This window comes from Acinetobacter guillouiae CIP 63.46 (genome assembly GCF_000368145.1).
In the GTDB taxonomy this organism is placed as follows: domain Bacteria; phylum Pseudomonadota; class Gammaproteobacteria; order Pseudomonadales; family Moraxellaceae; genus Acinetobacter; species Acinetobacter guillouiae.
Window position 1 is genome coordinate 326,838 of sequence record NZ_KB849283.1, and the last position, 25,013, is coordinate 351,850.

The following is a 25,013-nucleotide window of genomic DNA, read 5'->3' on the forward strand; positions in this document are numbered from 1 at the left end:
CAAGTATCATTATCAATATTATTTTAACAAAATTCAGAGACTATCCGTATGTCCTCATCAAGCAGACGTTCACCCTCAACTCGTGCTGTATTTCGTCTTTCGCCTCTGGTCATGGCATTAGCACTGATATCTCCACTACATAGTTATGCAGAAACAGTACAGGTTTCTGCTACAAGCAATAACCATGTTGAATTGGAAAGCCATCATTTCCATCGTGATCATGTTTTGGGTACATCTTTAGATGTGGTGATTACTGGAACTTCGCAACAAGATGCTGCACGTGCAACAGCTGCAATCGAAAAAGAAATTTCTGATTTGAATCAAGTGTTATCAACTTGGCAAAATGACAGTGAAATTTCGCAACTCAACCAACAAAAACAGCTCACAGCATCTTCGGATTTGTATCAAGTCATCGCTGCATGTGAAGCTTGGCGTGGTAAAACCTGTGGCGCATTTGATGCACGTTTGGGCAATTTGATCGTAATGTGGCAACAGGCCAATGGGGTGCTTGAAATTGATCAAAGTACACGTGATCAATTGCTTTCGCAGTTGCAAGACAACAGTGTTCGTTTGGATGAAAAAACAAAAAGTGTGAAAATGGATAGCTCAGTTACTTTTGCACCAGATGGCTATGCAAAAGGCTATATTATTGATCGAGCTTTAATTGCAGCACGTCAAGCGGTCCCTAATTTAAAAGGTATTTTACTGGATATCGGTGGTGACATGCGCGTTTGGGGAACCTCACCCAATCAAGCGGGTTGGAATGTTGGTGTACAAGATGCCTTTCATCACTATGACAATCTAGCACCAAGCCAAGTTTTAAACTTAAAAGACCAAGCGGTCGCATTCAGTGGTCAGGGTTATCGTAGTCTGGCTGGTCAATCTCATCTTTTAGACCCACATACCGGTTTGCCAATCCAACATGTTGAACAATGTGTAGTCGTTGGAAAATGTGCTGCGGATGCAGATGCTTTAGCAACAGCCTTGACTGTGATGAAGCCAGCAGAAGGCATGCAACTGATCGAATCTTTGCTCGGTTATGAAGCTCAACTGACACTATCAACGGGTGAAACGCATCAAAGCACAGGTTGGAATGCTTTGGTTCAACTTCCACAGCAAGCAGATTTTCATAATGTTGCAGCAAATGCTTCATCAAAATGGCCCGCAGGTTATCAAGCGGTGATCGATTTGGTTATTCCCAAATTGGTTGTGGAAAATTATCGCGCACCTTATATTTCGATCTGGGTGACCGACAGTGATAAAAAATTAGTGCGGACACTTGCAGCTTGGGGCAAAGACCCGAAATGGATTAATTCAAACTATGTATGGTGGCGCCGTTATGGCCGTCAAATAACGAACTTGGATGCAGTTGCTAAACCGTCACGCCAACCGGGTAATTATAAACTGGCTTGGGATGGTAAAGATGACAATGGTAAAACTGTAGATGCAGGGCAGTATCAAATACATGTTGAAGCTTCACGTGAGCATGGTGATCATTCTTATCAAACCTTTAACTTGGATGTAAAAGCAAAAGCTTCTTCTCAAAATTTACCTGCACAAAAAGAAATCGGTGTCGTCAAACTGAATTTCCAGAAAGTGAATTAATTTGCTGACTATGCCTGTTCGGATAAGCGTTTTGATGAAAATTTTGATGAGAATTTAATTGTGTATCAACGTCGAGATTTTTACCGCCATGCACGTTATGTGCATGGTTGGTTATCAGCTTTTGCTTTTATTGTCTTAATCTTTTTTGCTGTTACGGGATTAATTTTAAACCACCCTGAATGGTTTACCCCTGCAACAGATGAAAATACTGAAACGATTACCTTACCTGAAAATGTCCTGACTCAAATTAAAGGCCAAGAGAATCCAAGCACTCAAATTGTAGATTATCTACGACAACACCATGCAGTCATTGGTCGTTATAAGAGTGGTGAAGTCATGGATAATGAAGTCATGATTCATTTGGCAAGTCCAGCAGGTTCAACAGATATTTGGGTCACTTTAGACAATGGTCAAGCTGAAATTACGCTTAAACCCGCATCTACCGTTTCATTGATTAGTGATTTGCACCGTGGGAAAAATGCGGGTAAAGCATGGACTTGGCTGATTGATATCAGTGCAATCATCATTACGATCTTATCATTGGCAGGCTATATCCTATTTTTAAGTATTAAGACTCGCTTAAAAACACATCTTTTCTTGACGGTATTCAGCTTAGCGCTATTGATGCTTCTGGTTTGGACAGTAGTATAAAAGGTTAGAACAATGACACATGCTGTACTGACTGTACTTATATTTTTAGCAATCTTGTTTATATTTCATGGCATTTTTCTGTTACTTTTATTTAGACCTCAATCAAAGCGCAATTTAGCTCAAAATGCAGATGAATATTTGATTGTATATGCAAGTCAGTCAGGGCAGACAGAAAATTTTGCTTTACAAACAGCCCAGCAATTGTCTGCTTCAGGCTATTTGGTCCAGTGCTTGAGTATTGAACAGGTGAATGCCGCTTTATTTAAACGTAGCTTAAAGATTCTATGGATCGTTAGTACTTATGGTGAGGGGGATGCACCAGATTCAGCACGTCAGTTTGTTAAAAACGTAATGACAAAGTCATTTTATTTAAATGACATTGAGTATGCTGTATTGGCTTTTGGTGATTCGCATTATGCAAATTTCTGTAATTTTGGTAAACAATTGGATTTATGGTTAACTGAAAACCATGCACAAGCTTTATTCCCCATGATTTGTGTTGATCAACTTAACCCTACAACGGGTTTGACTGAGTGGCAAACTCAACTTGACCTAGTTTTGCCGCAATTTTCAGCTCAACCTGTTCAATTGACACAACATCCATTTCATTCTGTGGTTTTATCTGAACGCCATTTGTTAAATCAAGGCAGTTTAGGGCATCCAATGTATCATCTTGTGTTTACCCAAGTTGAAGCATTATGTTGGAAATCTGGTGATATTCTTGAAATTCAATGTGCCAATACAGATTCACAAATCAAGGCGTTTTTAGATCATTTTAATCTTCAAAACTCAAATGTGTTTCAGGCTAATCATCCAATAGAATTATTGCGGTTTAAGAATTTACGTTCATTTGATGCCATGCAGCATTCAACGGCATTTGAGCAATGGTTGGCACAGGCAGAAGACTTACCGATTCGTGAGTATTCGATTGCCAGTATTACATCACAAAGCCAGATTGAGTTGGTGGTCAGACGAGAAGTTCATCAAACAGGTTTAGGGCTGGGTTCGGGCTATCTTACCCATGCACTGGCTTTAGGTGAGCAAATTTCTTGTCGAGTTCGTTCAAATCCTGCATTTTATCTGGTTCAAAATGATCAACCTATTATTTTGATTGGAAATGGTTCTGGGATTGCAGGCTTGATGTCACATATTCGACAACGCGCAGAATGGTCTTTTCAGCAAAACTGGTTAATTTATGGCGAACGTCAGTACCAAATTGACCTTGGCTTTGCAGATCAATTGAATCTATGGCAACAACAGTCTGTACTGCCGCAAATTGATTATGCTTTTTCACGTGATACAGATAATCAGAAATATGTACAAGATTGTGTATTGGAGAAATCAGCGCAACTTAAACAATGGATTGAGCAAGGTGCATCAATTTACATTTGTGGTAGTTTAAAAGGGATGGCACAAGGGGTTGAAACAGTATTAATCGATATTTTAGGTGAAGATCAGTTTGAGCAGTTGATTGAACAAAAACGTTACTTACGTGATGTATATTAATTGCGTGATGTTTCTCATTTCTATATAGATGATTAAAGTAGCGAATTAAGAATAGTCTTACGAAAGCAAACTTTATAACTTATGGAAATTATACTCTTCTATAGAAATGAATATGTATGATTGAAAAGCTTGCAATGCCACGCTATTCTCAAAAAATATTCACACCAGTACCAGATGTCTAATGTGAATATTCATGCAGATAAAATTTATATCGCAATACCTTTATATTTAGCTGCCCAAGGTTGCGCTTGTTCTAATTGTGCCGCCAGTTGTAGTAACACATCCTCACGTCCAAAAGGTGCAATAAATTGTGAACCTAAGGGCATATTATCTTTATTCCAATATAAGGGTACTGACATGGCAGGTAAGCCCGTGATATTGGCCAATTGGGTAAATGGAACCCATTGCAAATTATTTTTAATCATTTGCTCAACCAGCTTACCTTTTGCCAGTAAGTGGGCTTGATCAACTTTGAGCAAGGCTTTTAAAATCGGAACTTGCCAAGATGGTGTTTTTACCTCGCCATTTTTCGGTGCAATTGAAGCTGTAGACGGAATTAGAAATAAATCATAACGCTCAAAGAAATGATTCATTCTTGCAACATAAACACCCCAATTATTGAGATTGTTGATATAGTCCACAGCAGAAGCTTTGGCACCAAATGCGGCAATTGCCAGTGTATCTAATTCAAAATCTTGATCTGTTGCACCAAATCGCTGTTTGACTTGATTCACTGTATAAGCGCATTGGCTAAACCATGTGGTAATAAAGTCTTTGGCAAGCGCCATACCGTCAATTTGAGGCGTTGCTTCTTCAACAATATGTCCTAAAGATTCTAAAAGTTTGGCCGTTTTTTGAATGGCTTGTACTGCATCTTTTGAAACTTTGGTTCCAATCGGTGAAACAGTGGAAAAACCAATTCGCAAGCGTTTTGGGGCTTTTTCAATGATGTCTAAGTAGCGTTCAGTCGGGCTTTGGATATTGAAAAGAGCAGTACGATCTGAGCCTTGAGTAGCATCTAACATAGCTGCACTGTCACGGACTGATTTGCACAATACATGTTGCATCGCAGCCCCATGCATTGCTTCACTGATTTCAGGTCCCCAAGGTGTACGTCCGCGACTTGGCTTTAAGCCAAATAAGCCACAATACGAGGCAGGAATCCGAATAGAACCGCCTCCATCACTTGCACCTGCAATTGGTACGATACCCGCTGCAACGCCAGAAGCAGAACCTCCAGAAGAGCCGCCACTATTGTGTTTTAAATTCCACGGATTTTTGCAACTGCCCCAAGCTTCAGGTTCAGTGATACCTTTAATGCCAAACTCTGGCGAATTGGTTAAACCAAAAGTAACCACGCCCGATTTTACCCAGCGATTGACGATTTCTGAGTTTTCTTTAGCAATATATTTAGCATTTTTAAATGCTTTAGAACCAGATGAGGTTGCGACACCCGCATATTCTTGATGTAGATCTTTGAGTAAAAATGGTACACCTGAAAAGGGGCCATTCGCATAATTTTGGGTATTTTTTAATGCGTGTTCATAGATCGGAATAACGATCGCATTAATTTTAGGATTTACCTGCTCAGCACGTTGAATTGCGATTTCTAATAATTCATGTGCTTGTACTTCTTTGTTTTGTACAAGTTGTGCTAAACCGATACCATCATATTGAATATATTCTGAAAATTTCATAGCTTTCCCTTGCTGTTTTGAGTTATTGGGCAAATATCTTTTGGTTTTGTTCGATCGTGGTTTCTAAACAAAGTTGATTTCTACCTTTTTCCTTGGCTAAATACAAAGCATCATCAGCCCGTTTAATCAGCTGTTGAAAAGGTATGCAATAGGGTAAAGTCTGATAACTTAAGCCAATACTGACGCTGATATTTAAGCTACGCTGATCATCTAAATGAATCGGGGTATTGAAAACGCTATTACAAATTCTTTGTGCAATGGCAACACTTTGTTCTAAAGATAGATCTTTTAATAATATAGCAAACTCTTCTCCACCTAAGCGACCAAATAGATCATTAGCACGAATTTGTGCTTTGACTTGATGGGTAAACTCTTGCAAAACATAATCGCCAATCACATGGCCATATTGATCATTAATTTTTTTAAAATGATCTAAATCTAAAACCAAAATCGTGACACTGTGTGCTTGTTGCTTTTCAACATCCTCTGCAATGGTACGTTCACTTTCTTCATAGAAATAACGACGATTGAGTGTGGTAGTGAGACCATCATGATTGGCTAAGTATAAGATTTGGTGATAAAGCTTTTGGCGATTTAAACTGATAATTGCAAGGGTTAAAGGTCCTAAAGCTAGCATCATTAAACCGATGCGTACAGACAGTGTGGTGCCCAAATAGGCATCTGGTGACTGAGCAATATAATATGCAGTCAATGCATTATAGAGCAGCATACACACAATACAGTTAATGATAGAGACAAAGAATAGGTTATAGCTTAGTGCAGCCCAAACCAATGCTGCAATGGGGAACATAATCGCACCTGGACCCAGAAAAAAATGGGTCAGAATGACGGATAAAACGACTCCCAACAGTGGAAGAAATTTTTCGTACTGAAAAGGCTGTTGTTTAAATTGTTGGATATGGCTTTGAATGGTTTTTTTATCAGGGATTGCCAATATAATCGGTAAAAAGGCAATGACATTGAGGATTTCTCCCGTCCACCACATACCAAAATCAATCCAGATTCTATCCATAACCATAAAGGTGTTTGGTAAATAAGGGACCGTTAAACTTGCGACGATTGGTGAAGCTAAACAACCGCCAAAGGCACTGATTGCAAATAAGTATAAAAATGTTAAGCCTTTATTATATTGTTTATAATCCAGTTTAAAAAATCGAATCAGTCCTAATGTGACCAAGGCATGAGATAGATTGGCTAAAGTCAGAAAGAAGGTGATTAAAAAAGAGTTTCCCGTAATCAGATCTGCAAGCATAAAGGCAGTAAATGCGCCAATCCACCCACCTATATTTTTTAAGCGATGAAACCTTAAAAAAAGTCCAAGTAAAACAGCATTTGCGGGCCAAAAAATGGCAAGAAAGGATAAGGGTCTACCAAATATTCCAGCCAATGCGCAGACAAAAATAATCATTGCAATAATAAAAAATGCAGAGATGTTGTCTTTAAGTGCTTGACTTAAATATGCGATAGCTCGAGGCAATTTGCGAACCTATTCTAAAGAGGGATTAATCTCTAAGCCAATATTTTATCTGGCTCTGCTAAGGTATTAATAAGTAATCATATCTATTTATATCGATAAATCAATAGTTTTAGTTACCTTAATTCGAGCCTGTCACAAAAATATTTTTGCTTAGAATAAACAATAAAGATTGTTCATATATGGTTAATTTTACATGTTTTATTCTAAATCTATGCTAATTTATGTCTGATGAAATATTACATACAGACTTGGTATGAAAAAAACAGCACTTATAATTTCTTTATTGCTTAGCCTTTCACCTTACGTTAGCGCTGAAACAGTTCAACCTCAAGCAACCAATCCTGCGACTGTGGCTGCAACCAATACCACAAGTACAATTCGTATAAATACTCGCCCTGAAATTTTAGGCTTATGGGGCATGGAAATTCCAGAAAATAAGAAATGTACAGAATATTATAATTTCCGCGGTTCCAATGAAGTGGTGGTGAATAGTGCCAAAGAGTGGTCAATCGGTCTGTTTGATTATCAGCCTTCACCCGATAATACGCTGGAAAAGCCACCCGCGTTAATCATGCAAATTCGCTATGAAAATAATGAAACAGATTGTTCGGGGCGTAAAGAAGATCAGTCTGGTGAAGTTACCCAATATTTTGTGAAGTGGATTAATAAGAACACCTTGAATTTTTGTATTTCTGACAAAGGCGATCAGTGCTTTGCTACTTTACGCAGAGTCTTGCCTTAAGTTGATTTAAAGCATGGATGCTTGTGTAAATAATCAAGAATTTGCTTTAAAATAAAAAACCTCTGATTTTACAGAGGTTTTTTATTGGTTTTTTTACTGGATTAGAGGATGCATATTAAGCATCTTTTTCATGTCCTTGAACTTGTTTTAACAAGTGTTTTTCAAGGTAGTGAATATCCATTGCTTGTGAACAGAAGTTTTTGTCTTCAAGGATCAGATCTTTATGTAAAGGAATATTGGTTTTAATTCCAGTTAAGATCATCTCATCTAAGGCTTGTTTCATACGGGCAATCGCAGTTTCACGATCTTTACCATAAGAAATCAACTTTGCGATCATTGAGTCATAATACGGAGGAATGCTATATCCTTGATAGATATGAGAATCTAAACGGATACCTGCACCGCCTGGCGCATAGAATGATTCAATTTTACCTGGTGATGGTAAGAAGGTCGACGGATCTTCTGCATTGATACGGCACTCAATCGCATGACCTTCGATTTTAATATCTTCTTGTTGAAGATTTAAACCTAGACCCGCAGCGATACGTAATTGCTGTTCAATAATATCTACACCAGTCACTTGTTCAGTGACTGGATGCTCAACTTGAACACGGGTATTCATCTCGATAAAGAAGAATTCACCATCTTCAAATAAGAACTCAAAAGTACCAGCACCACGGTATTGCATCAACTTACATGCATTGACACAAGCTTCAAGAATATGCGCGCGCGCTTCTTCTGGTAAACCCGGTGCAGGTGCTTCTTCAAGTACTTTTTGATGGCGACGTTGTAAAGAGCAGTCACGGTCATATAAATGAATCGCTTGACCATTACCATCTGCTAAAACTTGTACTTCAACATGACGTGGTTTTTGCAGGAAACGTTCCATATAAACCGTATCATCACCGAACCACATTTCAGCATCACGTTGTGCAGCTTGAACCGATTCAAGTAATGTATCGACACGTTCAACAATACGCATTCCGCGACCACCACCGCCTGAAGCAGCTTTTACAATCAGCGGGAAACCAATTTCTTTGGCTTCAGCCAACGCATTGTTGGGTGTCACAGCATGGGCTGAACCAGGAACTGTTGGTACACCTGCTTTACGCATCGCCGTAATTGCAGAAACTTTATTTCCCATTAGACGAATATGTTCAGGACGCGGCCCAATGAAAATAAAGCCTGAGTTTTCTACAATTTCTGCAAATTCAGCATTTTCAGATAAGAAACCATAACCAGGATGGATGGCATCTGCGCCCGTAATTTCTGCTGCGGTAATAATGGCAGGAATGTTTAAATAGCTTTCGCTACTTGCACCTGGACCTATACATACTGCTTCATCACAAAAACGTAAATGCATCAAATCTTTATCAGCATCTGAATAGATGCCGACAGTTTTGATTCCTAAAGTTTTGCAAGCTCGAGTGATGCGTAACGCAATCTCACCTCGGTTTGCAATTAAAACTTTTTGCAACATATCAACCCCCGAGGTATTACGCGCGGTAGCGGAATAAAGGTTGACCGAACTGGATTACATCACCATTTTTTACTAAAATTTCTTCAACTACACCACTTTGAGTTGCTTCAATCGGGTTCATAATTTTCATTGCTTCGATGATCCCGAGGGTTTCACCTGCAGAAACAGTTTGACCTACATTTACAAAGGGTGCTTCACCCGGACTTGGTGCTGAATAGAACACACCAACCATTGGAGACGTTTCTACTGCACCACGAGAGGCAGCTTTAACTACAGGCGCTTCAGCGGTTGGGAGGGCAATAGGTGCTACACCAGCAGCAACCACAGGATTACGGCGAGTTAAAGCAATCGATTGATCACCTTCTTTCACTTCAATTGCTTGAAGATCAGATTCGATCATCAAATCGATGAGCTTTTTAATTTTGCGAATATCCATGGGTTCGTATTCCTAAATTATGATTGGGTTGAAGATTTAAGTTTTTCGATAGCGAAATCAAGTGCAAAAGAATAGCCTTTGGCACCTAAACCACAAATGACGCCAACGGCTTTATCTGATAAATAAGAATGATGTCTAAATGCTTCACGTGCATGAACATTAGAAAGATGTACTTCAATAAATGGAATCGCAACGCCAAGTAGGGCATCACGTATAGCGACTGAGGTATGGGTCAACGCGGCAGGATTAATAATGATAAATTTTATGCCGTCTTGTTGTGCTTGGTGAATACGATCGACCACAGCACCTTCCCAGTTGCTTTGAAAAGTATCTAAACTTATATTGGCTTGACGTGCTTGGAGACTCAATTGTTGGTTAATGTCATCCAATGTGAGGTGACCATAGACCTCAGGTTCGCGCTTTCCTAGCAAGTTTAAGTTTGGTCCGTGAATGACCAAAATGGTCGAACTCATTGAGAGTGCTCCAATTCAAAAGTCGCAAAAAAAATTGCAAGATGTCTGCAAAGTTTGCATATTATGGCATATTTTTCCACAAATACTTTATATTTTCTTTGAATCGTCGCGGAAACGCAGTGCCTTGTATGGGCTATATAATGTTAATTTTGTCTGTAAATGGCAATGTTAAAATATGACATTTTTAGCAGATGTTTTACAGAGACTTCATTTTAAACTGAGTGACCAAAACTATTCATTTGATTTGTGTAACAGCCATATGGCTATCGTCAATAGATAAGATCTCACTACAACGTGTTGTATAGCTTGGAGACCGATTTTGCTGGCGCATTTTCCATGTTTCTTGGTTGGAATGATAACCTACTTGTATACAGTCTGAGCCAAAGCGTTGTTTCATGCTTGAGAGCGTATCCATAAGCTGATCACGTTGCTGAATAAAGTCTACAGGATGCCATAAGTCATTGATGTGTTGGCTTTTGCTATGCAGTGCTGAGAACATCACAGCAACTTTTACATACTTTAAATTTTCTTTAAATAAAACATCAATTTGCTGTAATGCTGACTTGGTTAAAATCATCAAATCGTCTGTTGCATACATCAAACCAATGACACTGCTTTGTGCCTTTTTATAGGGCGCCTGTGCAACTTTTTCATATAAGGAAACATGCACAACTGCACATAGTTGTCGTTGCTTGCTCAGTCGTTGATGTGCACGATTGACATGGAAAATAATGGCTTGTTTAATAATCTCAACATTGTTTAGAGCAGATGCAAAACTGCGTGAGGAAAGGATGCGTTTGGAGGGAATGTCTGCATCGTCCAAAGCAATGCAGGATTGACCTTTTAGTTCACGAATGGTGCGTCCAATGACCACTGAAAACTCGCGTGCAAGGTAATGTTCATTGGCAAAAGTTAAGTCATAGCAATTATAAATATTATAAGCTTGTAAGCGTTTGCTGGTTTTACGTCCAACGCACCAGACTTCTGCAACACTGGTTTCAAGCAGTAGGCCTTCAAAACTGCATAAATCTAAATCAGTCAGGTCACAGACGCTATCAAAGCCTCCACGTTTCTTGGCAAAATTGTTGGCAAGCTTGGCTTGGGTTTTACTATAGCCAATACCAATGCAACAGGGCAGACCAAGCCATTTTTGAATGGTTTTGATGAGTTTTCTACAATAATCCTGTAGATCGAATAAGTCTTGGTAAGAGCTGAGATTGATAAAACATTCATCAATAGAGTAGGCTTCCAAATCCTCATCTTTAAAAAAAATCTTTAAAATTTTAAAAAAACGATCTGAGAAATCACCATATAAAGCATAGTTACTTGAAAAGGCGAGCACGCCAGCTTTTTTAGCTTGTTGCTCAACTTCATGCCAAGGGATTGCCATATCTATGTTTAACGCCTTGGCTTCATTGCTTCGTGAAACGACACAACCATCATTATTGCTTAAGACGACAACTGGCTTATTATTTAAACTGGGGTTAAATACGCGCTCGCAACTGACATAACAATTGTTAATGTCAATCAAAGCAAAAATTTGTTCGCTCATGGGCTATCTTGAAAAAGTTACAAATTCAAGTGAAATATTAAGAGATGTTTAAAATAAATTCAAATTAAATCTAGTGTGGATTTGTTCATCCTTTGGGCTGGATGATTAAATCGTCGGTGTGGTGAGAGACAAAACTGACTAAGCACTGTTGAGCTTCGTGGTGGTTTAAGTAATTTAAGTAAAAATGCTGAATAGAGAAGTGGTTCTTTTAAAAGGTATATCTTAAATTGCAGCTTACAATGTCGAAAAATGAAACATCTCAATCCTTGTATAGAAAACTGAGAGGGCTAAATTAACAGTTGTCGTCGATTTGTACGGCATATCCCAATATTGAAAAGGATGGATATGAAAATGGCTAATCAACAACACAATCAGCAACAGAATCAACAACACAATCAGCAACAAAACCAGCAGAATGACCAACAAGGTCAACCTAACCAATCTAATCAGCAGCAGAAGCAACACAGTCAGCAAGATCAACAATCAAATCAACAAAACCAGCAAAAGCAACAATCCAACCAACAGGCTCAACAAAATCAGCAAAGCCAGCACAAGCCTCAGCAAAAATAGGGCTTTGAACTCATCTTAATCGTAGCTTATAAATGACAAAACGCCTCAACTGAGGCGTTTTGTCATTTTAGCTATTTTGAATTTTAAGCTTCTTCATTTTTAAGTGTCTTGATTTTAAGCTTACGTTGCCGATCACTTGAATCGTTTATTACTTTGATCAAGAATTTTATGGAGACCTTCATTTATATTTATACATTGATTAAATTGGGCAAAATGGTGTATTTCAGTGTTTAGTGCGCTAAAGAAATGTGCTGGGTCTGCAATAGTATGATTGAGATGCTGGGGTTCAAGATGTAGGCTGATGACTTCAAATTGATTTTTTGCCCGATGTGCTTTGCAATCTATACGTCCGACAATTTGATCCCCATATAAAATAGGTAAACAAAAATAACCAAATACACGTTTAGGTGGTGTCACATAACATTCCAACCGATAATCAAATTTAAACAGGGTATTTAAACGGTCACGATGTATCACCAGATTGTCAAAAGGAGAGAGAATTTTGACTTTTAACTCAATATTGGGGATCTGTTCTAAGGCCTCGGTTTGGATATAAAGATTTTGACTCTCTTTGTCACTACTGCCTAATTGAGCTAAAGTGGTGATCACACCTGCATCTAATTGTTCATTGACGATGTCACGCATTGCCTCACGAATCTTTTGCCCAACTTTTAAATGCAACAATTGCTTCCATGCAAACACGCCATGTGCGCGGAGCGTGGTATTGAACAAGTAGCGGGCATATTCCTCTAGTGTAGGAACACTCAGATCAAGATGACTTGGGATACAATATTCGGTCAGTTGATAGACTTTTTCCATACCATTACGTTCAGAAATCATCAAATCGCCTTGCATAAACAATTGCTCAATCGAACGACGCGCTAAACTTGAGTTCCACCAGCCCCCTGAATTTTGCTTATTGCCTTGTCCAATGTTGCGTAATCGAATACTGCCTTCAGCTTTCGCCCGAGCCAGAATCTCATTCATAAAAGCTTGATCACCACGATTAAAATAACGATGCTCACCATTTCTAATCGATGTCATATGAGGAAGTGCATAGCGATAATCTTGCATTGGTAAATAAGATGCTGCATGAAACCAATATTCAAAAATATGCTGCTGTTTGACCAGTTGATTTAAGTGGCTTTGCTGATAATCTGGAACACGGCTCCATAAAATATGGTGGTGGGCACGTTCTACTACAGAAATTGTATCAATCTGAACATAGCCAAGATGTTCAATCGCATGGCGTGTTCCAGATAATCCTGTACCAAAGGAAGCAGGTGAAATTAGGCCTTGATGAGAGAGTGCCAGACGTCTTAATGATTCAATCATAACAATTATTTTTTAACCTATTTTTAGTGATTCTTGGTTGCCACGTGGGTATCGCAAATGAAGCTTGAAGATGAGTAGCACAAACAAAGGCTATGACGTTCAATGATCATTTTAATTTTTTAAGAATACAAGTAACAACACCCCAAATCATAATTTGTTCTTCACTGTGTGGGTGAATATCTGGAAAATCAGGATTTTCTGCTTTGAGCCAAATATCATAAATTCCTGTAGATACTTTAACTTGCATAAAGCGTTTGACTGTAAATTCATTGTTGATTAATGCCAAAACAACATCGCCGTGTTCAGCCTCTAGGCTACGGTCAATTAAAATTTCATCTCCAATTTCAATACCTGCATTTTTCATTGATAAGGAGTTAACTTTTAACATAAAGGTTGCAATAGGGTTATGAATTAAGTGTTCATTTAAATCAATTTTCTTTTCTGTATAGTCTTGAGCGGGTGATGGAAAGCCTGCTGCAACGGTTTCCAAAGGATAGGGGATACTGATGTTGCTACGAAATTCAATTGTACGTAAATCTTGCTTTGAAATAGGCTCGATAATAGAAAGAAGAGAATTGATTGTCTTAAAATTTTCCCTTACAGAGCGATCACTTAACTTCGATGGTGGAGTCAAATTTGGCGGCATCACGATTCACCTTGAAAATGTAACATAATCAAGTTTAACAAAATAAACGCGTGATGCAAGATTCTTTTGGTGAATTGATTGTGATTGTCAAACTGTCGGCTTACAATTTGACAAAATCCAATCGTTCGGAAATGTACATGTTGCAAGATTTTGTAGAAGAACAGAAATTAGTGTGTGAAGAATTTGACTCTCGATATATCAAAGTCAATGAAACGGATCTCGTGGCTATCGCTAAGCAAACCATAAGTAAAGAACCGATCGTGGGTTTACGTAAACAGCCTGATGCTGAAAATGTGTCATGGTTTATTTATGGTGGTGAGTTGGAAGAGGGTGAAGATTTTTTTGATGTGATCAGTGTAAAAGAGCTTGAAGAGGTTTTTCCTGATGCGATCCCTTATCTGGCTTTGGAACAAGGCTTTAGATTTATGATAGATGCTGATGAATACGAAGATGTATGGAAAGCAGATATTTTATAAATAAAAGGTTTGCTCAAGCATGATCTATAGATTTAGTTTGACCCTCTGCAGTATTGTTCTGAGTAGTGGATTGAGCACGCAAAGTTTTGCTGAACCATCCACGCAAAAACTCACCCAAGAACAGTATGACCAACGTATTCAAACCTATACTGATCAAGTCAATGAAACTAAACATATCTTGGATGAGGCGCATAGCACGATCACTGCGATTGAACAGCATCAAGCATTTTGTTCACGTTTAGATGCTTATCAAGCGATTGCTAGGATTTCGAAAGAAAATTTAGAACTTGATACGGCCAATATGATGTTGGTGATCGCCAATAATTTTTTAGATCGACAAAAGCAAAGTATTGAGCAGTCAGGAATGACGTTTGAGCGATTTTGTTCGATTAAGAAATAAACAAAATGTCATTTAAGCCTTATTTTAGTCAGAAAATGATATTTAATTGGCTGAAAATGATAAGTTGTTTTTAAAAAAATGATCAATAATAGACGCATTAAAGCAGTACAAGATTTGATTTTCCCTGGTCTGTATTTTGTGTGGCTTTAAGCGTCAATCGTATGATTGACGCACCCTAAACTCGCTTAATTGCGAGTTTTTTAATGCATTTTTTTATGGATTTTATTTACAAAATATCGGAAAAAGATAGCAAACCGATTAAAAAGAAAAATAACCATTCAAAGAGACACTGACAAATCAACAATAGTTTACTTTTGAGCAGAATGTTTAAAAAGAATAGAAAGACAAGTCATGATCGTGCATAAAGCCAAACAGGCCGAAGCACTTGAACAAAAGCTGAAAATTTTGCTATATACTACAATCATATAAATAAAGTGAGTCATTCATTTTGTTGACGATTTTTTATTCTATGCAACAAGCATTACCACAATATTTTTATTTTGGGCAGATGTTGTTACTGTAAGATTGTTCGCATGAGCAGTATAAATTTTTTATTATCATTTTGTAGTCAAGAGAATATGGATTTGTATGAATTCACTCATCAGTCAAATCGTGAGGCTATTGCAATATATGTATTGAATAAATTCTTTAATTAATCAATTTTTAGGGTCTGCTGACAATTCGTCTATGTTTGCGACTACGTGTGTTTTTTAGGCGATACTAGGCACGAAATACGAAATTTAGTCATTCTAAATAAGTAGTTCGTAACGACGTAGCGGCAAAAAACACGCTAGTCCCCGCTGCGCCTTGCGCTGCAAACAAAGCAGTGCTTTGTTCTTGCTCAGGGTTGTGGCTAAAATTATCTCAGCCTTCGTTATGAAACTCGAAAATAGTCTCGCTATTCTCCTCGTTTCCTGCCTTGCCTGCTCAATTTTAACCTACAACGCAAGCCATTTATGAAATGTCAACAGACCCTAATCTCTCTATAAATTTTTATTTAAAGGGTTTTTATGAAACCGATTCGTGTATCGCCATCTCTGACTTTAGCTTTGTTACAAGCGCGAGAAGCTACAATGATGCATTTTAGACCGATTTTAAATGAAATGGGTTTGACTGAGCAGCAATGGCGTGTGATTTCTGTACTTTATCAATATGATGAACTTGAAAATAACCACTTGGCTGATTTGGCATGTATTTTAAGACCCAGTTTAACGGGGATTTTAAATCGTATGCGTGATCAAAATCTGATTAAGAAACGAAAAGACCTACATGATCAACGGGTGAGTTTGATTCAGCTGAGCGATGAAGGTAAAAGATACTTTGAGACACAAGCGGTGAAAATGGAAGAAAGCTATACAGATATTCAAACACAATATGGTGCAGAGAAAGTCCAGCAGCTTATGGAATTGTTAAACGATCTCTCAAAAATAAAACCACGATAAATTTAAAGTAAAACAAAGGTTTATGGGGTGAAGTGTAAAACTGCATGTCACTCAATTCATTTTAAATATACAAAACACCCTAATCAAAAATGAGTGGGTTTTAATCACTCATTTTTATCATTGTTTAATCAAATAACTTTTTAATGTCTTTCGGTGCGCCTTGCTGGCTTTGAATTTCACCTTTTGCATCTTTCCATACCATTGCAGGAGTAGCATAAAAACCGTATTTATCCATGAGTTTGGTATTTTCATCTAACTTTTCAGATAACGCCTTAGGAATACTCTTCATTTCTACCAATTTATTCTTACCGTTGCTTAAATTGTATTGTTTGAAAATTTCTGCAGGATTGGCATTGTTTAAAATCGTTGCGGCTTGTCCTTTACTGCTTGGACGAATGACTCCAACCATAATATGACGTAATTGAACTTTTCCTGAATCTACATAGGGACGTGCTTGTTGCCAAAAGGTATGACAGTAGGGGCAGTTTGGGTCATTAAATACATAAACGACTTTTGGCGCATTGCTATCGCCGTCTTGAATCCAAGTTGATTTTTCTAGGCTTTTCCAAATTTCATCTAATACGGCACCTTTAACATGGGTGTTAATCGCTTCTTCGGTTAAATTTTTTCCTGAAGCATTAAATAGGTCACCGACGATATAGTGCTTTTGATCTTTTGAAATAAAGATTGTCGATGGATATTCATCTTTATAGCCCGTCCAACCTTCTAAACCCTCGGGTGCATCTATTTGCTTAACAAAGTTATAACCTTCTTTTTCCAATTTATTTTTAAGGAAATTTGCATCAGCAGCAAACAAAGAGCCACTTAACACCAAACCAAGCGAATAAATACCGAGTGTTTTTAAATCAATCATCAAGATGACTCCTAAGGTTAAAAGCAATAATTCTTTAATCAATGCCAATGAAATAGATTATTCCGAAACTATCTTTTGAACTTTTTGGTGAAGCGCAGCATGGGTAAGTTCCCCCATATGTGTATCGATTAATTTGCCTTGTGCATTAAAAAATAAGGTGCTGGGTAAGCCAAACATTCCCATTTTTTGTGCCGTTACGCCGTCAAAGTCCAGTAGAACCCAATGCAAATTAAGTTTGTGTTGTTGCAAATACGTTTGCACCGTTTTGGCATCTTCATTCTGATTAATAAAGACAAATTGCACATTGGGATATCGTTGTTGAGCATCATTTAACACCGGCATTTCACGTCTGCAAGGCGGACACCAGCTGGCCCAAAGATTAATTACGGTGGGTTTGCCGAGGAATTGAGTCAGCTCAACATGCTCTTGTTGAAGATTCACTAAATTAACTTGAGGAAATTGTTGGTATTGCAATTGTACCTGTTGATAGAAATATTGACCTGAAATGAAAAACAGGGCAAAAGCTGCAAAGCATAGTGCAATAAAGCTTTTCTTTAGAGATCGATTTTTCCAAATCATCCATAGCCCAGCACAAGCAATTCCTACATAAAGATGAAAACCTTTATCTTGAATCTTCAATATTTCAATTGGATGCTCTAAATAAACATCTAAATTGAGTAAGACAAAGCCAAGTCGTGCAGATAACAAGCCAACCAAGAATGCAGACCAAATCGAGTCTTTAAACGCAGCCCATTGAAAATTTGAAACAGCAAAATATTGAAAGCTAAACTTTCCAATTACTACACTTATCAGTATCGCAAGCATGAGGATGGTTAATCCCCATGGCAACATAATTGGTCCTAAATGAATTGCTTGTGCAGTGATCATGGAAAGTTTGCTTAACGTCCTGTGTGTATTTTTTCAGTTTGTTGAATAAGTTGTGGTGCTGAGAAGGTACCTGTAAAGCGCAATTCACGGATTTCTTGTGCATTGCTATTTAAAAACAGCATGGTTGGCGGACCTAAAATTTCACGTTGTTTTAAAATGATGTCTTGTGAGGCGTTGTATTCGGTTAAGTCTAATTGGATAAGCGTGAAGTTTTTCAATGCCTCTTGTACATCGGTACGTGGGAATACCTCTTTTTCAATCGGTTGACACGCCACACACCAGTCCGCATAGACATCAATAATGATTGGTTTGCCTTGCTGTTTGGCATTGACCAAAGCCTGTTCTAATTGTTCAGCTGTGGTCACTTTGTTCCAAACTAAATGTTCTGTTTGGCTATGTTGAATTTGATAAGCAGAATAACTTTGTTGAATATTCCAAAAACCAGCCACTAAACTGGTAATAGCGATAATGGCAAGAATAACTTTATTGACTGTTTTTTCACTGTCGCGTAGAGCAATAAAGAGATAGATTGCCAATGCGATACACAGCAAGGCAAAAATTGCAGCATACACAGTCGAAGGCAGCATAGGGCGAATAAAGTACAATGCAACCATCAGCATAATAAAGCCAAAACTGACTTTAATCCGATCCATCCATTTACCTGGTTTTGGTAATAATTTAGAACCAAATACACTGGCGATAAATAAAGGTAAACCGATACCTAGACCGAGAATAAATAAGTACAAGCCACCTAACACAGCACTTTGAGTTTGTGAAACAAATAATAATGCACCAGCAAGTGGGGCACTCATACAAGGGCCAACAATGAGTGCTGATAATGCACCCATAACCACAGCACCGAGCACTGTCCCAGCTTTTTGATTATTTTGCAGATGACTTAATTTATTGGTGATGAATTGCGGTAAGTTTAATTGATATAAACCAAATAAATTTAAAGCTAACACAACAAATAAAACTGCAAATAATGAAACGATCCAAGGGCTTTGGAACCAACGTTGAAAGCTATAACCAATTTCAGCAACTACAATCCCCATAATGGCGTAAACCACAGCCATACTCACCACAAAGCACAAGGCAATCACAACAGCTTTATAACCTTTCGCGCGCTGAATGATGATGCCAGAGAGAATTGGAATAAGTGGCAGCGAGCAAGGTAAAAACGCCAGTAAAATACCTAAACCGAAAAACACCAATAAATTTAGAAACAGAGAATCTTTAGACAATAGTTTAAAGAATGATTGATCATCATTCCATTGTAATGACGATGTATTGTCTTTAGTGTCCGTATTGCTATTTAAATCAGCAGAATTTTCCGTATCTGTAATTGCATTGCTGCTTGCAGCAGAAGCGTTGAGATCAATTGGATTTGCAGTGTTGTCTGCTTCATTGGCAGTTTTTTGTCCAAGCTGAGTGGTTTGATCATCCAATGCTTTGTTTGGAAGTGGTTTTTCAACAGTTGAATTGACTTTAGTTTCAGTGCTTTCTTTGAGTTTTTTATCTTGAGTTGGAACATTATCAGACTGGTTGAGTAATGAGCTATTTGAATTATTATTGAATAGGTGCTTAGACGATGTATTGCTTTGTGGTAATAAGCCATCTGCATCAGTTGCAATAGTTTTTCTTTGTAATGGATAACATAAACCATCCGCAGAACAACCCTGATACATCACTAAATATTGTGAATTTGGTTTGACCTGAATTTGTGTAGTCACATTTTCATAATGAACTTCTGTTTTCCCAAAGGTTGGATCATCTTTGATATGACCTTTTGGGAGGCTTAAAGGTACAGCTTTATTGTTGACTGTTACTTTAAATTGATCATGATAAAGGTAATAGTGAGGTGCAACTGTCCATTTCAATTGTGCTTTATTTTCTGAAATTGATTCAGCAGAGAATTGAAAAGCTTGATCTGGGGGGAGAAACTCAGGGTTTGCGTGGCTGATGGTACTTAGACTCAACAAAGTAAAACCACATACACTGAGCAAGGTTCGCAACTTCATAATTCCATATCTTTGTTTCATTTACAGCCATTATCCATAATTTCAGATAAAGAAGGCATTATTCTAAGTTTTTCTTTGTAAAAATACCGTTAAAAACATTCAACCCCATTTTGCTTAAGTTTTTGAAAAATTAGTTCATCATCCGGATAGAGTCTGTCGAATTGGGTCATTTTCTTGGTTTTTTTGCTGGTGTAATTGACATTGTAAAGCACAGCACCTTGATAAACGATTTCATAATTTCCAGTTTCTTTCTGGTTGATTATTTCTTTATAGAAATCGTGAAATTCACTTGGTCTACCTTGTGCTGTATCAACAGCATCATAGTGAGTAAATTTTAACGAGATTTTTTTCATATAAGGATAATATTGAACTGTTTTAACTTTTGGAAATTCTTCCTCAGAAATAAGCAGAAGATTATTGTTTTGACTTTCTTTAAAGCAAAAATATGGAGTAGTTTGCTTTGCATAAACAGGCAAAGGGAGAAGACACATTACCGTTATAAATAGCCTAAGCGATTTCATATATTTTCCTCAAAGTTTTTCTTGTTATTATTCATAGATTTTCCCAGCCATTAAAATATCTGCAAAAATTTTCCATGGGATGTGCTCTGGTTGTGGCTGTTGGGTATTTGCATAAAAACCCTCCATATCTTCCATCCAATTGTGCATTGCTGCTAAAAAACTTTGCAAATCTTTATTTTCCCATTGTTGAATATTTTCAAGATGATCTTGTTTGAGTTTATCTAAAAATGTTAAAAAATCTTGTTTGGTTTTTATTGCATTAATTTTCATAAGCATCATTTCTAATTTACAGGATAAATTGTTGTATAAATATAGGCCATCTCGCACGTTTTTTGCATTCCAACAATTGAAATTAATTTCAACTAGACCCATATAGAAATTAATCAACAGTACAGAACAGACACTTTGTGAAATTTGATTGATGATCAAGCTCACGATAACAAGTCGAAGCTCAACAATAGGATTAGGACATCATATGAATATCGCGGCAAACCCAGTAGTTGAAGCAGATCAAACTATATATTTAAAAGATTATCAAAAACCTTCATATGTTGTAGATTCAATCAATCTCGATATTCAAGTTTATGATGACCGTACCAATGTAAACAGCAAATTAGTCATGAAACGCCAAGCAGCAGGAGATATGGTATTGCTTGGACGTGATCTTGAGCTTAAATCAATTTCTATTAATGGTAAGCAACTTACCCAAAGTGAGTATAAGGTTGATTCTGAGCAGTTGGTGATTGCCAATGCACCAGATGAAGCCATCGTTGAAACATCTGTGGTTATTCATCCTGAAACCAATACACAACTCGAAGGATTATATCTTGCGGGGAGTGATTTATTTGTCACTCAAAATGAGCCAGAAGGTTTCCGTAAAATTACGTTCTATCCTGACCGTCCAGATGTCTTATCTGTGTTTACCACTCGTGTAGAAGCCGATAACAAATATCCTGTACTTTTGGCAAATGGTAACTTGATTGAAGCGGGTAAAACTGGTGATGAGCGCCATTATACCATTTGGGAAGATCCAACCAAAAAACCAGCTTATTTATTTGCCTGTGTGATTGGTGATTTAGCGGTTTTAAAAGACCGTTATACCACTTCAGAAGGTCGTGATGTGGCATTAGAAATCTATGCAGAAGAAAAAGATATCCCAAAATGTCATATTGCGATGGAAGCATTAAAGCATTCTATGCGTTGGGATGAAGAACATTATGGACGTGCATACGATCTGGACAATTATATGATTGTGGCAACCAGTCAGTTTAATATGGGCGCAATGGAAAATAAAGGCTTAAATATTTTCAATACATCATGTGTGCTTGCTGATGAAGAATATACCACTGATGCCGCAATCATGCGTGTACAGTCTGTGATTGCACATGAATATTTCCATAACTGGACAGGTAACCGTATTACTTGCCGTGATTGGTTCCAATTGTGTTTAAAAGAAGGTTTAACGGTTTTCCGTGATCAGTCTTTTTCAGAAGATTTACAATCAGCAGCAGTACAACGTATCGACGATGTTGCGGTGCTTAAAGCGCATCAATTCCCAGAAGATGCAGGCCCATTATCGCATCCGCCACGCCCAGATCATTTTGTGGAAATCAATAACTTCTATACTGCGACAGTGTATGAGAAAGGTGCGGAAATTAACCGCATGATGTCAACTTTATTAGGCAAGGAAAAATTCCGTAAGGGAACCGATGAATATTTTCAACGTCATGATGGTCAAGCGGTCACTGTTGAAGATTGGGTTGCTGCCTTAACTGCGGGTTCAGGTGTCGATTTATCTGCATTTTTAATCTGGTATAACCAACCAGGAACGCCAAAGCTTGAAGCGAAAGGTGAATATGATGCGAGTACTCAAACTTATCGTCTAAGCTTTAAACAAAGTTTAAAATCCCATCCTAAATATCCAAATTTAAAAGCTGTACCTATTCCTGTGGCTTTAGCATTGTTTAATGCAGAAACAGGTGAGCAGTACACCTTGCATTCTGAGGCTTTATTTGAAAATGGGGTAAAAGATGGGGTGTATTTGTTTGATCAAACAGAAGCAAGCATTGAATTTACAGGCGTGACCGAAAAGCCTGTAGCATCTTTATTACGTAATTTCTCAGCCCCAGTAAATCTTGAATTTAACTATTCAGATGAAGAACTTGCATTCTTATTGCAATATGAAACCAATGGTTTTAACCAGTGGCAAGCAACACAGACTTTGCTTGAGCGTATTTTGCTTAATGGTCATGATGCTCAAATTTATGTAGATGCAATTAAACAGACCTTACCAAGTGTAATTGAAAAAGACCCGCTATTGGCGTCACGCTTATTTGATGTCCCAAGTGAAGGTTATTTGGGTAGTCGTATCGACCAAGATTATAATCCTTTGATTGTAAATGAAGCACGTGAAGCCTTGTTGAATCAATTAGCAAAAGTCTTGGGTGACTTTGTTAAAGAAACGTATTTATCACTTGATCCAGATTCACAAAATGAATTTTCACAAGCAATGGGTGTCCGTGCTCTAAAAAATATCATGTTGAGTTTTATGGCGCGTCAGGGGGATACCGCAGTATTTGATTTGGCTTATGCACAGTATGAAAATTCTGTGAATATGTCTGAGCGACTTGGGGCACTTAAAGTATTGGTATGGAATGATGCACCACAAGCAAAAGCAGCCTTAGAGGACTTCTATAAGCGCTTTAAAGATGAAGCATTGTCATTAGATCAATGGTTTATGATTCAAGCAGCGCATCCGAAAGCAACGGCTGAAACGATTCAGTATTTAACTTCACATGCTGATTATGATTTAGGTACACCTAACCGTATTCGTTCGGTAAGCGGTGGTTTAAATGCCAATCCTGTCAACGCATGGAGTTTTGGTGTTCAGCATTTTGTAGATTTGGCGAAGTATTTGGATGAAAAGAATCCAATTGTTGGCTCTCGTTTACTTCAAGTCCTTACACGCTGGTATACATTAGCTGAACCACAACGAAGTGAAGTAAAAGCCGCACTTGAAGGATTAAAATCTCAAGTGAAATCAAAAAATGTCAGTGAAACCTTAAATAGTATGTTAAGTGTTTAATGGCTTATAATTTTTTGATTTAATTATATTTGTAGTGCTATTTCTCTTATTTTTATAGGAGAAATAGTATGTTTATAAAGTTGTTGAACCTATTAATATGTATATTACGAACTATTGATAAAAAAGTTAATCAATTAGTGTGTAGTCCGAGTTTGAAATCGTTTTGTAAAAATAAGGGTTTTTAAAAATTATTAATCCTTGTTTTGTGAAGCTAATGTCTATCTTCTTGTTTGAATCTATTAATATCAAGCATTTATTTGTTCCGCATGTCATAAATTTAACATTTAAAAATTTCGGATTGGTTAATTTTTTTGATTTAAATAAATAATCAATACTATCATCTTTTATTGAAATACTATTAGTATCTGAGTAAATGAATTGATTTATAGCATCTGAAGTTCCTTTCTTTTCAATACCTGCCAAATAAAATACAGTTACTAAAATTAATAAATAAAAAACAACCAGATAAGCATAATAATAAATAATTTCTTTAAAGCCTTTGTCTATGTTTTGTGTATCAATAGAGTCGTTCCAGTTAATTTCATTTTTAGAAGTATTATGGGTTTTTTTAAACAATAGTTTTAATGGATATGAAATTAATGCAAAAAACAAACCTAATAATAAGATGATAGTTATAACTACTATTTCAATATAATGACAAGGAACTGGGAATTTTTGATAAAGAAAATTTGAAAAAATGGATATGATGTAATAAATTTTTCTTAAAATAAATAAAAAAGGTTTTATTGTTGTATAAAATAGTATATTAAACATTAATACAAATAAAAAAGTAGCAATATAAAGCCCACCTTTTATAAAAGACTTACTAATATTTTTGTTTGTCAATGTATTTGCTAAAGATATTAAAAGTAAAAGGAAAAAGCTAAACATTAATCCCTTTACACCTTGCAATCCACCAATGATTAAGTAGTTTTGAAAATCATAGCCCAATGAATGATGGGAATAGCCAAAATATCCAACATAATTTTTAATATAAAAAAAACCACATGCATATAAAAATATAGATAAGGCTGTAAAAAGTAGAGCTAAATCTACGCTAAAATTTGTTTTCAAAGTAATTTCTCTTTTTTGTTTAATATTCTATCTGATTTGTA

General features: G+C 37.1%; 23 protein-coding genes. 9 read left to right on the forward strand and 14 right to left on the reverse strand.

The window, feature by feature from the left end; translation table 11 throughout:
• The first annotated feature begins 48 nt into the window (after positions 1 to 48).
• Genes F981_RS06565 through F981_RS06575 form a run of 3 tightly spaced genes read left to right on the forward strand, consistent with a single transcriptional unit; the run spans position 49 to position 3,762 of the window.
• Positions 49 to 1,605 carry a DUF2271 domain-containing protein gene (locus F981_RS06565; RefSeq protein WP_004719775.1) on the forward strand — a complete coding sequence of 519 codons (1,557 nt, stop codon included), beginning with the start codon at positions 49 to 51 and terminating at the stop codon, positions 1,603 to 1,605.
• 60 nt (positions 1,606 to 1,665) lie between these two features.
• Positions 1,666 to 2,256: a PepSY-associated TM helix domain-containing protein gene (locus F981_RS06570; protein ID WP_004719778.1), complete on the forward strand. Its 591-nt coding sequence runs from the start codon at positions 1,666 to 1,668 to the stop codon at positions 2,254 to 2,256.
• 12 nt (positions 2,257 to 2,268) lie between these two features.
• A complete protein-coding gene (locus tag F981_RS06575; protein ID WP_004719780.1) occupies positions 2,269 to 3,762 on the forward strand; it encodes a sulfite reductase subunit alpha in 1,494 nt (497 codons plus the stop codon).
• Positions 3,763 to 3,968: 206 nt separating this feature from the next.
• Here F981_RS06575 and F981_RS06580 read toward each other — a convergent pair whose 3' ends face one another.
• A complete protein-coding gene (locus F981_RS06580) occupies positions 3,969 to 5,459 on the reverse strand; it encodes an amidase (protein WP_004719783.1) in 1,491 nt (496 codons plus the stop codon).
• Between the two features lie 22 nt (positions 5,460 to 5,481).
• The gene (locus tag F981_RS06585; protein WP_004719785.1) at positions 5,482 to 6,957 is read right to left on the reverse strand and encodes a GGDEF domain-containing protein; all 1,476 of its coding nucleotides are present in this window, start codon (positions 6,955 to 6,957) and stop codon (positions 5,482 to 5,484) included.
• 253 nt (positions 6,958 to 7,210) lie between these two features.
• On the opposite strand from F981_RS06585, the gene F981_RS06590 reads away from it, so the two are divergent.
• On the forward strand, positions 7,211 to 7,699 hold the full coding sequence (locus F981_RS06590) for a hypothetical protein (protein ID WP_004719787.1): 489 nt from the start codon (positions 7,211 to 7,213) through the stop codon (positions 7,697 to 7,699).
• Positions 7,700 to 7,814: 115 nt separating this feature from the next.
• On the opposite strand, the gene accC is transcribed toward F981_RS06590, so the two are convergent.
• The 4 genes from accC to F981_RS06610 all read right to left on the reverse strand — a co-directional run bounded on the left by accC (position 7,815) and on the right by F981_RS06610 (position 11,640).
• Positions 7,815 to 9,179, reverse strand: a complete 1,365-nt coding sequence (accC, locus tag F981_RS06595; protein ID WP_004719789.1) for an acetyl-CoA carboxylase biotin carboxylase subunit — start codon at positions 9,177 to 9,179, stop codon at positions 7,815 to 7,817.
• Between the two features lie 16 nt (positions 9,180 to 9,195).
• A complete protein-coding gene (locus F981_RS06600) occupies positions 9,196 to 9,615 on the reverse strand; it encodes an acetyl-CoA carboxylase biotin carboxyl carrier protein (protein WP_004719790.1) in 420 nt (139 codons plus the stop codon).
• A 17-nt stretch (positions 9,616 to 9,632) separates the two neighbouring features.
• On the reverse strand, positions 9,633 to 10,088 hold the full coding sequence (aroQ, locus tag F981_RS06605; RefSeq protein WP_004719793.1) for a type II 3-dehydroquinate dehydratase: 456 nt from the start codon (positions 10,086 to 10,088) through the stop codon (positions 9,633 to 9,635).
• A gap of 235 nt (positions 10,089 to 10,323) precedes the next feature.
• The gene (locus F981_RS06610; protein ID WP_004719796.1) at positions 10,324 to 11,640 is read right to left on the reverse strand and encodes a Y-family DNA polymerase; all 1,317 of its coding nucleotides are present in this window, start codon (positions 11,638 to 11,640) and stop codon (positions 10,324 to 10,326) included.
• Positions 11,641 to 11,991: 351 nt separating this feature from the next.
• On the opposite strand from F981_RS06610, the gene F981_RS06615 reads away from it, so the two are divergent.
• A complete protein-coding gene (locus F981_RS06615; RefSeq protein WP_035372363.1) occupies positions 11,992 to 12,210 on the forward strand; it encodes a hypothetical protein in 219 nt (72 codons plus the stop codon).
• Positions 12,211 to 12,342: 132 nt separating this feature from the next.
• Here F981_RS06615 and F981_RS06620 read toward each other — a convergent pair whose 3' ends face one another.
• Together F981_RS06620 and F981_RS06625 are read right to left on the reverse strand one after the other, a co-directional pair.
• Complete coding sequence (locus tag F981_RS06620) at positions 12,343 to 13,545, reverse strand: winged helix-turn-helix domain-containing protein (protein ID WP_004719800.1); 1,203 nt, start codon at positions 13,543 to 13,545, stop codon at positions 12,343 to 12,345.
• A gap of 106 nt (positions 13,546 to 13,651) precedes the next feature.
• On the reverse strand, positions 13,652 to 14,191 hold the full coding sequence (locus tag F981_RS06625) for a LexA family protein (RefSeq protein WP_004719801.1): 540 nt from the start codon (positions 14,189 to 14,191) through the stop codon (positions 13,652 to 13,654).
• Between the two features lie 137 nt (positions 14,192 to 14,328).
• On the opposite strand from F981_RS06625, the gene F981_RS06630 reads away from it, so the two are divergent.
• From F981_RS06630 to hpaR, 3 genes are all read left to right on the forward strand, one after another.
• Positions 14,329 to 14,667 carry an immunity protein Imm33 domain-containing protein gene (locus tag F981_RS06630; RefSeq protein ID WP_016539663.1) on the forward strand — a complete coding sequence of 113 codons (339 nt, stop codon included), beginning with the start codon at positions 14,329 to 14,331 and terminating at the stop codon, positions 14,665 to 14,667.
• A 19-nt stretch (positions 14,668 to 14,686) separates the two neighbouring features.
• Entirely contained in the window at positions 14,687 to 15,067 is a 381-nt protein-coding gene (locus F981_RS06635; RefSeq protein WP_004719805.1) for a hypothetical protein, read from the forward strand.
• 1,010 nt (positions 15,068 to 16,077) lie between these two features.
• Positions 16,078 to 16,509, forward strand: a complete 432-nt coding sequence (hpaR, locus tag F981_RS06640; RefSeq protein ID WP_004719808.1) for a homoprotocatechuate degradation operon regulator HpaR — start codon at positions 16,078 to 16,080, stop codon at positions 16,507 to 16,509.
• Positions 16,510 to 16,633: 124 nt separating this feature from the next.
• Here the strand turns inward: hpaR and dsbG are convergent, their stop codons facing one another.
• The 5 genes from dsbG to F981_RS06665 form a co-directional block, all read right to left on the reverse strand.
• Positions 16,634 to 17,383, reverse strand: coding sequence for a thiol:disulfide interchange protein DsbG (gene dsbG, locus F981_RS06645; protein ID WP_004719809.1), 750 nt, complete (start codon positions 17,381 to 17,383; stop codon positions 16,634 to 16,636).
• 57 nt (positions 17,384 to 17,440) lie between these two features.
• Complete coding sequence (locus F981_RS06650) at positions 17,441 to 18,271, reverse strand: TlpA disulfide reductase family protein (RefSeq protein ID WP_016539664.1); 831 nt, start codon at positions 18,269 to 18,271, stop codon at positions 17,441 to 17,443.
• Between the two features lie 11 nt (positions 18,272 to 18,282).
• The gene (gene dsbD, locus F981_RS06655; protein WP_004719816.1) at positions 18,283 to 20,313 is read right to left on the reverse strand and encodes a protein-disulfide reductase DsbD; all 2,031 of its coding nucleotides are present in this window, start codon (positions 20,311 to 20,313) and stop codon (positions 18,283 to 18,285) included.
• A 68-nt stretch (positions 20,314 to 20,381) separates the two neighbouring features.
• The gene (locus F981_RS06660; protein WP_004719819.1) at positions 20,382 to 20,813 is read right to left on the reverse strand and encodes a hypothetical protein; all 432 of its coding nucleotides are present in this window, start codon (positions 20,811 to 20,813) and stop codon (positions 20,382 to 20,384) included.
• 27 nt (positions 20,814 to 20,840) lie between these two features.
• Entirely contained in the window at positions 20,841 to 21,083 is a 243-nt protein-coding gene (locus F981_RS06665; protein WP_016539667.1) for a DUF7660 family protein, read from the reverse strand.
• Positions 21,084 to 21,288: 205 nt separating this feature from the next.
• On the opposite strand from F981_RS06665, the gene pepN reads away from it, so the two are divergent.
• A complete protein-coding gene (gene pepN, locus F981_RS06670) occupies positions 21,289 to 23,898 on the forward strand; it encodes an aminopeptidase N (RefSeq protein WP_004719825.1) in 2,610 nt (869 codons plus the stop codon).
• Positions 23,899 to 24,024: 126 nt separating this feature from the next.
• On the opposite strand, the gene F981_RS06675 is transcribed toward pepN, so the two are convergent.
• Positions 24,025 to 24,972 (reverse strand): hypothetical protein, encoded by a 948-nt coding sequence (locus tag F981_RS06675; protein WP_004719828.1) that lies wholly within the window; start codon positions 24,970 to 24,972, stop codon positions 24,025 to 24,027.
• Positions 24,973 to 25,013: the final 41 nt, after the last annotated feature.

Excerpts from the sequence above, each read along its gene's own strand:
- F981_RS06565 (WP_004719775.1), top strand. The coding sequence starts at position 49 with ATGTCCTCATCAAGCAGACGTTCACCCTCAACTCGTGCTGTATTTCGT.
- F981_RS06575 (WP_004719780.1), top strand. The coding sequence starts at position 2,269 with ATGACACATGCTGTACTGACTGTACTTATATTTTTAGCAATCTTGTTT.
- F981_RS06580 (WP_004719783.1), bottom strand. The coding sequence starts at position 5,459 with ATGAAATTTTCAGAATATATTCAATATGATGGTATCGGTTTAGCACAA.
- F981_RS06590 (WP_004719787.1), top strand. The coding sequence starts at position 7,211 with ATGAAAAAAACAGCACTTATAATTTCTTTATTGCTTAGCCTTTCACCT.
- accC (WP_004719789.1), bottom strand. The coding sequence starts at position 9,179 with ATGTTGCAAAAAGTTTTAATTGCAAACCGAGGTGAGATTGCGTTACGC.
- F981_RS06600 (WP_004719790.1), bottom strand. The coding sequence starts at position 9,615 with ATGGATATTCGCAAAATTAAAAAGCTCATCGATTTGATGATCGAATCT.
- aroQ (WP_004719793.1), bottom strand. The coding sequence starts at position 10,088 with ATGAGTTCGACCATTTTGGTCATTCACGGACCAAACTTAAACTTGCTA.
- F981_RS06610 (WP_004719796.1), bottom strand. The coding sequence starts at position 11,640 with ATGAGCGAACAAATTTTTGCTTTGATTGACATTAACAATTGTTATGTC.
- F981_RS06615 (WP_035372363.1), top strand. The coding sequence starts at position 11,992 with ATGGCTAATCAACAACACAATCAGCAACAGAATCAACAACACAATCAG.
- F981_RS06620 (WP_004719800.1), bottom strand. The coding sequence starts at position 13,545 with ATGATTGAATCATTAAGACGTCTGGCACTCTCTCATCAAGGCCTAATT.
- F981_RS06625 (WP_004719801.1), bottom strand. The coding sequence starts at position 14,191 with ATGCCGCCAAATTTGACTCCACCATCGAAGTTAAGTGATCGCTCTGTA.
- F981_RS06630 (WP_016539663.1), top strand. The coding sequence starts at position 14,329 with ATGTTGCAAGATTTTGTAGAAGAACAGAAATTAGTGTGTGAAGAATTT.
- F981_RS06635 (WP_004719805.1), top strand. The coding sequence starts at position 14,687 with ATGATCTATAGATTTAGTTTGACCCTCTGCAGTATTGTTCTGAGTAGT.
- hpaR (WP_004719808.1), top strand. The coding sequence starts at position 16,078 with ATGAAACCGATTCGTGTATCGCCATCTCTGACTTTAGCTTTGTTACAA.
- dsbG (WP_004719809.1), bottom strand. The coding sequence starts at position 17,383 with ATGATTGATTTAAAAACACTCGGTATTTATTCGCTTGGTTTGGTGTTA.
- F981_RS06650 (WP_016539664.1), bottom strand. The coding sequence starts at position 18,271 with ATGATCACTGCACAAGCAATTCATTTAGGACCAATTATGTTGCCATGG.
- dsbD (WP_004719816.1), bottom strand. The coding sequence starts at position 20,313 with ATGAAACAAAGATATGGAATTATGAAGTTGCGAACCTTGCTCAGTGTA.
- F981_RS06660 (WP_004719819.1), bottom strand. The coding sequence starts at position 20,813 with ATGAAATCGCTTAGGCTATTTATAACGGTAATGTGTCTTCTCCCTTTG.
- F981_RS06665 (WP_016539667.1), bottom strand. The coding sequence starts at position 21,083 with ATGAAAATTAATGCAATAAAAACCAAACAAGATTTTTTAACATTTTTA.
- pepN (WP_004719825.1), top strand. The coding sequence starts at position 21,289 with ATGAATATCGCGGCAAACCCAGTAGTTGAAGCAGATCAAACTATATAT.